Here is an 8353-nt window from a genome sequence, read left to right as displayed (position 1 = left end):
TCCCGAGTACCGAAAGGACGGACACGCGATGATCACCGAGTTCGACACCTGGGGTGTGCACGAACGCCAGTTCTGGCTGCGCGGCTCGGCTCCGGAAAAGGTCGTCGACTTCGACGCCGGCAGCCGCATGTGGAACGTCTACGGCCACCCCGAGGCGGCGCGGGTGCTGAGCAACCCGAAGCTGTTCTCCTCCAACATGATGCGGCTGATGGCCGCGGAGATCGGCGCGGACGTCGAGGAGGCCCAGGCGGGTGAGCTGCTCTACCTCGACCCGCCCCGGCACACCCGGCTGCGCCGGCTGGTCAACCACGCCTTCACTCCGAAGGTGCTCGCCGACCTCGAGCCGAAGATCGCGCGCCTGACCCACGAGCTGCTCGACGAGGCCGCGGTGACCGACCGGCTGGAGCTGGTGAGCGCGCTGGCCTACCCGCTGCCGGTGATCGTGATCGCCGAACTGCTCGGCGTGCCCGCGAGCGACCGCGACCTGTTCCGCAAATGGGCCGAATCGCTGATCCCGCCGACGTCCGACGAGGACGTTTCGCTGGTCGGCCGGTTCGAGGGCCAGGAGCAGGTCACCGAGACGACCATCCAGCAGCGCAAGGAGTTCGGCGAGTACCTGGCCGAGTACATCGAGGACCGCCGCCGCACCCCGCGCGAAGACCTGCTGAGCGGGCTCGTGCACGCCGAGGTCGAAGGGGAACGGCTCAGCGACAAGGAAATCGCGACGCTGGCCGACGTGCTGCTGCTGGCCGGGCACGTGACCACGACGATGCTGCTGGGCAACACGATCCTGTGCCTCGACGCCCACCGCGACGAGTTCGCCCGGGTCCGCGCCGACCGCTCGCGGCTGCCGGACGTGATCGAGGAGTCGCTGCGGTACCTGCCGCCGTTCGCGGTGACGTCGCGGGTGACCACGGCCGAGGCCGAGGTGGGTGGCGTCACGATCCCGCCCGACCAGCTGGTGATGGTCTGGCTCGGGGCCGCGAACCGGGACCCGCGCGTGTTCGACGACCCGGTGGCGTTCCGGCCCGGGCGCGACCCCAACCCGCACCTGACGTTCTCGCGGGGCATCCACTACTGCATCGGGGCCGGTCTCGCCCGGCTGGAGGGCCGGATCGCGCTGAACATCCTGTTCGACCGCTTCGCCGAGATCGCCACCCTCCCGGACGAGCCGCCGCGGTTCGTCCGCAGCTCGCAGATGCTCAACGCGCACACCGTGCCGCTGGCCGTCTCGGCGTGAGACCCGTGTCCGATTTGCCGGGAATACCGGCCGGGGGTGCACGCCCGGGAACGAGCGGGACCGAACCGGGAACCGGCTGCGCCACCCTGGTTTCCGGCCCTCGAGCAGCCATCAGCGCGACGACCGCGAACGGAGCCTGACATGAGCCACCGCGTCAGTTCGGTGACCCAGCTGTACGAGCTGGTCAGCCGGGGCCGGATCGACAAGGCCGAGGCCGTGCGCCTCGCCAAGCAGCTGAAGGGGGACAAGCAGCCGAAGGGCACCGGGGTCGATCCGGACGTGCTGCGGGACCGGGTCTGCGACGTGCTCGCCGACCAGGTCCGGCGGCTGCTCAAGGTGAGCCCCGAGGACCTCGACGCCGATGTCGAGCTGAGCGAGTACGGGCTCGACTCGGTCGTCATCAGCCACCTGGTGAGCATGGTGAACGACGCGCTGGGGGTGGACCTGAAACCCACCGCGCTGTTCGAGCACCCCACCCTGCGGGCGCTGGCCGCGCACCTCGCCGACGGGCACGGCGCGCGCCTGGCCGACCGCCTCGGCCTGCGCCCGGCGCCGGCCCCGCCGGTGCGCGAGCCCGTCCGCGAGGCTCCCGAGCCCGCCCGCGAAATTCCCGAACCCGCCCGCGAAGTTCCCGAGCGCGGCGCGGTCTCCCGGCAGACCACCACCGACCGGCCACCGGCGGCCGAGCCGATCGCGGTCATCGGCATGAGCGGGCGCTTCCCCCAGGCGGACGACCTCGACGCGTTCTGGCGCAACCTGGCCGAGGGGCGCGACTGCGTCGACGAGGTCCCCGCCGACCGGTGGGACTGGCGCGAGCTGTACGGCGACGCGTTCGACGAGGCCGGCCGCACCACCGTGAAGTGGGGCGGGTTCATGGACGGCGTCGCCGACTTCGACCCGGAGTTCTTCGGCATCGCGCCGCGGGAGGCGCAGCTGATGGACCCGCAGCACCGGCTGTTGATGCTCTACGTCTGGAAAGCGCTGGAGGACGCCGGTTACGCGGCGGACGCGCTGGCCGGTTCGGACCTCGGCATCATCGTGGGTACCGCGGTCACCGGGTACCACCGCCTGATCGACGCGCACGCCCGCGGCGCGGACGGCGTGGCGGCCACGGCGACGGTGCCGTCCATCGGTCCCCACCGGATGAGCTTCTTCCTGGACGTGCACGGCCCCAGCGAGCCGGTCGAAACGGCCTGCTCCAGCTCGCTGGTCGCGCTGCACCGGGCGGTTTCGGCGCTGGAGCGCGGGGAATGCTCGCTCGCCGTGGCGGGCGGGGTCAACACGGTCCCGGTGCCCGACGGCCACATCAGCTTCGGCCGGGCCGGGATGCTCAGCGAGGACGGCCGGAGCAAGACCTTCTCGGCCGACGCGGACGGCTACGCGCGGGGCGAGGGCGTCGGGATGCTGGTGCTGAAGAAGCTGTCGGCGGCCGAGCGCGACGGCGACCACATCCACGGCGTGATCCGCGCGACCGCGGTCAACCACGGCGGCCGGGCGAACTCGCTGACCGCGCCGAACCCGAAGGCACAGGCCGCGGTGGTCCGCGCCGCCTACCGCCGCGCCGGCGTCGATCCCCGCACGGTCGGCTACGTCGAGGCGCACGGCACCGGCACGAAACTCGGCGACCCGGTGGAGGTCGAGGGCCTCAAGGAGGCGTTCCGCGAGCTGTACGCCGACTTCGGGGCCGACGTCACGGCCGCCCACTGCGGGATCGGCTCGGTCAAGACCAACATCGGGCACCTGGAACTGGCGGCCGGGGTGGCCGGCGTGCTGAAGGTGCTGCTGCAGCTGAAACACCGCACGCTGGTCGAAAGCCTGCACTGCGAAACCGTGAACCCGTACGTCGAGCTGGACGGCAGCCCGTTCTTCCTGGTGCGCGAGCAGCGGCCGTGGGCCGCGCCGGTCGGTCCCGACGGCGCCGAGCTGCCCCGCCGGGCCGGGGTCAGCTCGTTCGGCTTCGGCGGGGCGAACGCCCACGTCGTGCTCGAGGAGTACCGCCCGCCCGCCGAAGTACGCCGGGAAGCGGGCCCGTTCGCCATCGTCCTGTCGGCCCGCGAACCCGCCACCCTGGTCGCCCGCGCACGGCAGCTGCTCGCGTGGATCGACGACCGCGGCCTCGGCGACGGCGACCTGCCGAGCCTGGCCTACACCCTGCAGGTCGGCCGGGTCGCGATGCCGGAACGGCTGGCCTTCGCCGTCGAGACGATCGACGAGCTGCGCCGCACGCTCCGGGCGTTCGCCGACGGCGACACCCCGCCCGGCGTCCACCGTGGCCGTCCCGGGCCGGACGCGGTGTGGCGCGTGCTCGCCGGCGACGAGGACATCGCCGCCGCGATGGACACCTGGGTCGCCAAGGGCAAGCTGCCGCGGCTGCTCGAACTGTGGGCCGCCGGGTTCGACTTCGACTGGCGGCGGCTGCACGGCGGCACTCCGCCGCGCCGGATGCCGCTGCCGGCCTACCCGTTCAACCTGCGCCGCTTCTGGATCGCCGACCGCGGCACCCGGGCCGCCGCCGCTCCCGCCGCCGACCGCGGCACCCGGGCCGCCGCCGCACCCGCTGCCGCGCCCGCCGCCGGGGCCGCGGGGCAGCGGGTGCTCGACGGCAGCGAGTACTACCTGCGCGACCACCGCCTGCGCGGCGTCCCGACCCTGCCCGCCGTGGCGTACCTGGAACTGGCCCGCGAAGCGCTGGCCGGCACCGGGACCGGCGTCCGGCTCCACGACGTCCGCTGGCTGCGGCCGATCGAGGTCACCGGGCCGCGGCGCGTCGAGGTCCACCTCGAGCCGGCCGACGCCGCCGGGCGCCGCGCGTTCGAGGTCCGCGTCGACGGCGGCGAGACGGTCTACGCCCAGGGAACCGGGGAGGCCACCGCCGCGGCGGCCGGGGAGACCGTGGCCGTCGAAAAGCTGCGGGACGACTGCGCCCACACCCTGGACGCGGCCGGGTTCTACCGCCGGTACGAAGACCTCGGCATGGACTACGGCCCGGCGCTGCGCGCCGTTCGCTCGCTGCACTACGACGCGGGCATCGCGGTGGCCCGGCTGAGCCTGCCGCGCGAGGCCGGGTCGCCGCTCGTGCTCAACCCCAGCCTGCTCGACGGCGCGCTCCAGGCCGTCCTGGGCGTGTGGCTGGGCGAGAACGACGGCACGGCGGGCCGGCTCGCGCTGCCGTTCGCGGTGCGGGAGGTCGAGGTGCGGGCCGCCACCCCCGCCGACGGCTGGGTCGTCGTCCGCGCCGCCGGCGACGACGGCGGCGAGGTGCGCCGGCTGGACGTCGACGTGTGCGACGCCGACGGGCTCGTCTGCGTGCGCCTGGCCGGCTTCCGCACCCGGGCCCTGCCGCCGGCGGACGCGGACGAAGCCGCCCGGACCTGTCTCCTGACGCCGGTGTGGGACGCGGTGCCCGCGGACCCGGTCCCGCAGTGGCCCGCCGAGCGCGCGCGGGTGGTCCTGGCCGGTGGCACCCCCGAAGACCACGCCGAATTCCGGCGCCGCCGCCCCGACACCACGGTGCTCGGCGCCGACGACCCGTTCCCCGCCGGGGCGGAGCACGTCGTCGTGCTCGCCCCGATGGCGGCGCCGGCCGCCTTCCGGCTGGTCAAGGCGGTCCTGGCGACCGGCGCCGAGGCGCGCGAGCTCGGCTGGACGGTGGTCACCAAACAGGCCCGCCTGCTGCCCGGCGACACCGCGGCCGACCCGGCTTCCGCCGGGCTGCACGGGCTGTTCGGCGCGCTGGCCAAGGAGTACCCGCAGTGGCCCGTGCGGGTGGTGGACGTCCCCGGCGGCGCCCCCGTGCCGTGGGACGACGTCCTGGCGCTGCCGCCCGAGCCGAAGGGCGCACTCGCGGCCTACCGGACCGGGGAGTGGTACCGGCAGCGCCTGCTGGAGGTGACCGGACCCGTCCCGGTCGAGCCGGTGCCCGCGAACCCGCAGCCCGACGACGTCGTCGTGGCCATCGGCGGGGCCGGCGGCATCGGCACCGTGTGGACCGAGCACATGATGCGCCGGCACAAGGTGCGGGTGGTGTGGATCGGACGGCGGCCGCTGGACGCCGGGATCGAAGCCCGCCGCCGCCGGCTCGCCGTCCACGGCCCGCAGCCGGACTACATCCAGGCCGACGCGACGGACCCGGCGGCGCTGCGGCGGGCTCGCGACGAGATCGTGCGCCGCCACGGCCCGGTCCGCGGTGTGCTGCACTCCGCCGTCGTGCTCGGGGACCGGAGCCTGGCCCGGATGGACGAGGCCGGGTTCGCGGACACCTACGCGGCCAAGGCGGACGTGGCGGTGAACATCGCCGACGCCTTCGCCGGCGAGCCGCTGGACTTCGTCGTGTTCTTCTCGTCGCTGCAGTCGTTCCTCGCCTCGCCGGGACAGGCCAACTACGCGGCGGGCTGCACGTTCGCCGACGCCTGGGCCGAGCACCTCGGCACCCGGCTCGGCTGCCCCGTCAAGGTCGTCAACTGGGGTTATTGGGGCGGGGTCGGTGTGGTCGCCGACGACACCCACCGGGCGCGGATGGCCCGGGCCGGGGTGGGCTCGATCGAGCCGGCCGAAGGAATGGCCACCTACGAGACGCTGATGGGGTCCCGTCACCCGCGGCTGGCCCTCGTCAAGGTGACGAGCACGCACGCGATCGGCGAACTCCGTGCCGACGAAGCGATCGAGCAGCTCGACGCCGGGGCACCGGCGTTGGTCACCGCCCTGTGCGACGGCCGGCCCGACCGCGTAGCGGAGATCGCCCGGCTCCGCGAGCAGGTCGGCGGGCACGGCGAAGCACTGGATGCCGCCCTGCTGCGGGCCGGCTGGGCCGTGCTGCGCTCGCTCGGCCTGTTCGAGCCCGGCGACGCGGCCACCGCGGCGGAGTGGCGGGCCCGCGGCGGGATCACCGCGCAGTACGAGCGCTGGCTGCGGCACACCCTCGACGTGCTGGCCGACGCCGGTCACCTGCGCCGCGACGGCGAAGGCCGGTACGCCGCCACGGAGGAGCCCGCCGGGACCGAAGACGCCTGGACCGCCTGGGACCGCGACCGCGATCGCTGGCTGGCCGAGGAGTCCACCCGGGCGCAGGCCGAGCTCGCCGACACCGCGCTGCGGGCACTGGGGGAGGTCCTCACCGGCCGCCGCCCGGCCACCGACGTCCTGTTCCCCGATTCGTCGGTCGAACTCGTCGAAGGCGTCTACAAGGCCAACCCGATCGCCGACTACTTCAACGGCGTGCTGGCCGAAACGCTCGTCGGCTACGTGCGGCGCCGCGTCGCCGAGGACCCCGGGACGCGGCTGCGGATCCTGGAGATCGGCGCGGGCACCGGCGGCACCAGCGAAACCGTGTTCCGCCACCTGCGGCCGTGGCGCGACCACGTCGAAACCTACTGCTACACCGACGTTTCGCAGGCGTTCCTGGTGCACGCCCGGCGCGCGTTCGGCGAGGCGACGCCGTACCTCGACACCCGCCTGTTCGACGTCGAGCACTCGCCCGCCGGGCAGGACATCCCGGTCGGCGGCTTCGACGTCGCCATCGCCACCAACGTGCTGCACGCCACCCGCGACATCCGCGCCACCCTGCGGCACACCAAGGCCGCCCTGCGGGCCAACGGGATCCTGCTGCTCAACGAGCTGAGCCGCGGAAGCCTGTTCAGCCACTTCACCTTCGGCCTCCTGGACGGCTGGTGGCGTCACGACGACCCCGCGCCGCGCGTGCCCGGCACGCCGTTGCTGACCCCGGGCACGTGGCAGCGGCTGCTGGCCGAAGCGGGGTTCCGCGGCGCGTTCCCCGCCGCCGACGGCGCCGGGGACCTCGGCCAGCAGGTGCTCGTCGCCGAAAGCGACGGCGTGGTCCGGCTTCCGCGGCCGGTCGCCCCGCAGCCGGCCGCGCCCGTCCCGGCGGCGTCCACCGGGCTCGCCGACCGGGTGGCGGAACTGCTGGCCGGCGTGCTGGAGATCGATGCCGCCCAGCTGGACCCGGACGTGCCCCTGCGGCGCTACGGCTTCGACTCGATCTTCATGGCGCAGTTCCTGTCCCAGGTGAAGAAACACCTCGACGAGACGGTGTCGCTGGACGTCGTCGCCGAGTGCGAAACGCTGCGCGACCTCGTCGCCCGGCTCGGCGCACCGGCCGCCGCCGAGGAGGAGCCCGCACCGGTGGCCCCGGCGCCGGTGTCCGCCGCATCGCCGGTGGCGGAGGCGGACTTCCCCGAACTGGTCCGGATGAACCGGGGCGGCACGGGCCGCCCGGTGTTCTGGATCCACCACGGGAACGGGGGAGTGGAGTCCTACCAGCCGCTCGCGCAGCGCTGCCGGCGGCCCTTCTACGGGATCCGGCCGAAGGGCTGGACGGAAGCCGGGGAAATCCTCGCCGGGCAGGTGGCGATGGCGAAGCACTACGCGTCGCTCATCCGCACGGTGCAGCCGGAGGGGCCCTACGACATCGGCGGGTTCTCCGTGGGTGGCCTGCTGGCCTACGAGGTCGTCCGGCAGCTGCAGCTGCAGGGCGCCGAAGTGGACACGCTGGTCATGCTCGACACCCTCGACGCGGCGGCGACCAACCGCGTCAACGCCATCATCCGGGGCGGCCGGACCGAGCCGGACGCGGTGGCCAAGGTCAGCGCGTTCCGCGCGGTCAACCTCGTGCTGGGCAACAACCGCCTGGACGCCAAGGACGGCACCCCCATCCTGCACCGGGACGAAGTGGACCCCGGACTGCCCTACGCGGAGTTCCTCGACTCGCTGATCAAGGCCGCGCTGGCGGCCGGGATCACCAAGACCGAAACCCAGTTGCGCACCCAGGTCGCGCAGCTGGCGCGCTTCCTCGAACGGCAGCACACCGACGACCACGTCGTCGAGCCGCTGCCGCGCCGGGACGCCGTGCGCTGCTACTACGTCCGCAACGGCAGCGGCCGGTTCTTCGGCGGCTACGAGGACTACATGGTGCTCTTCCCCAACCCGGACCTGCCCGGGCTGGACGGCGTCGAGTACTGGCGCCAATGGGCCGAGCAGATCGACGACTTCTTCGTGACCGATGTCGACACCACGAGCCACACCGACGTGATGACCGCGCCCCAGGCGCTGGACAGGGTGCTGCGGCTGTGCGACGCGCTTTACGGAAAGGAAGCCTGA

2 protein-coding genes are annotated in these 8353 nt (G+C 73.9%); both read left to right on the top strand.

Features of this window, described 5'->3' with window-relative positions; all coding sequences use genetic code 11:
- Nucleotides 1–28 precede the first annotated feature (28 nt).
- Nucleotides 29–1240, top strand: coding sequence for a cytochrome P450 (locus tag DV20_RS21020; protein WP_051736077.1), 1212 nt, complete (start codon nucleotides 29–31; stop codon nucleotides 1238–1240).
- Between the two features lie 141 nt (nucleotides 1241–1381).
- A complete protein-coding gene (locus DV20_RS21015; protein ID WP_043782831.1) occupies nucleotides 1382–8353 on the top strand; it encodes an SDR family NAD(P)-dependent oxidoreductase in 6972 nt (2323 codons plus the stop codon).

It is taken from the genome of Amycolatopsis rifamycinica (genome assembly GCF_000695625.1).
Lineage (GTDB): Bacteria > Actinomycetota > Actinomycetes > Mycobacteriales > Pseudonocardiaceae > Amycolatopsis > Amycolatopsis rifamycinica.
Note: the sequence above shows the minus strand (reverse complement) of the source record. Positions and strands in the feature narration are given on the sequence as shown.

Excerpts from the sequence above, each read along its gene's own strand:
- DV20_RS21020 (WP_051736077.1), top strand. The coding sequence starts at position 29 with ATGATCACCGAGTTCGACACCTGGGGTGTGCACGAACGCCAGTTCTGG.
- DV20_RS21015 (WP_043782831.1), top strand. The coding sequence starts at position 1,382 with ATGAGCCACCGCGTCAGTTCGGTGACCCAGCTGTACGAGCTGGTCAGC.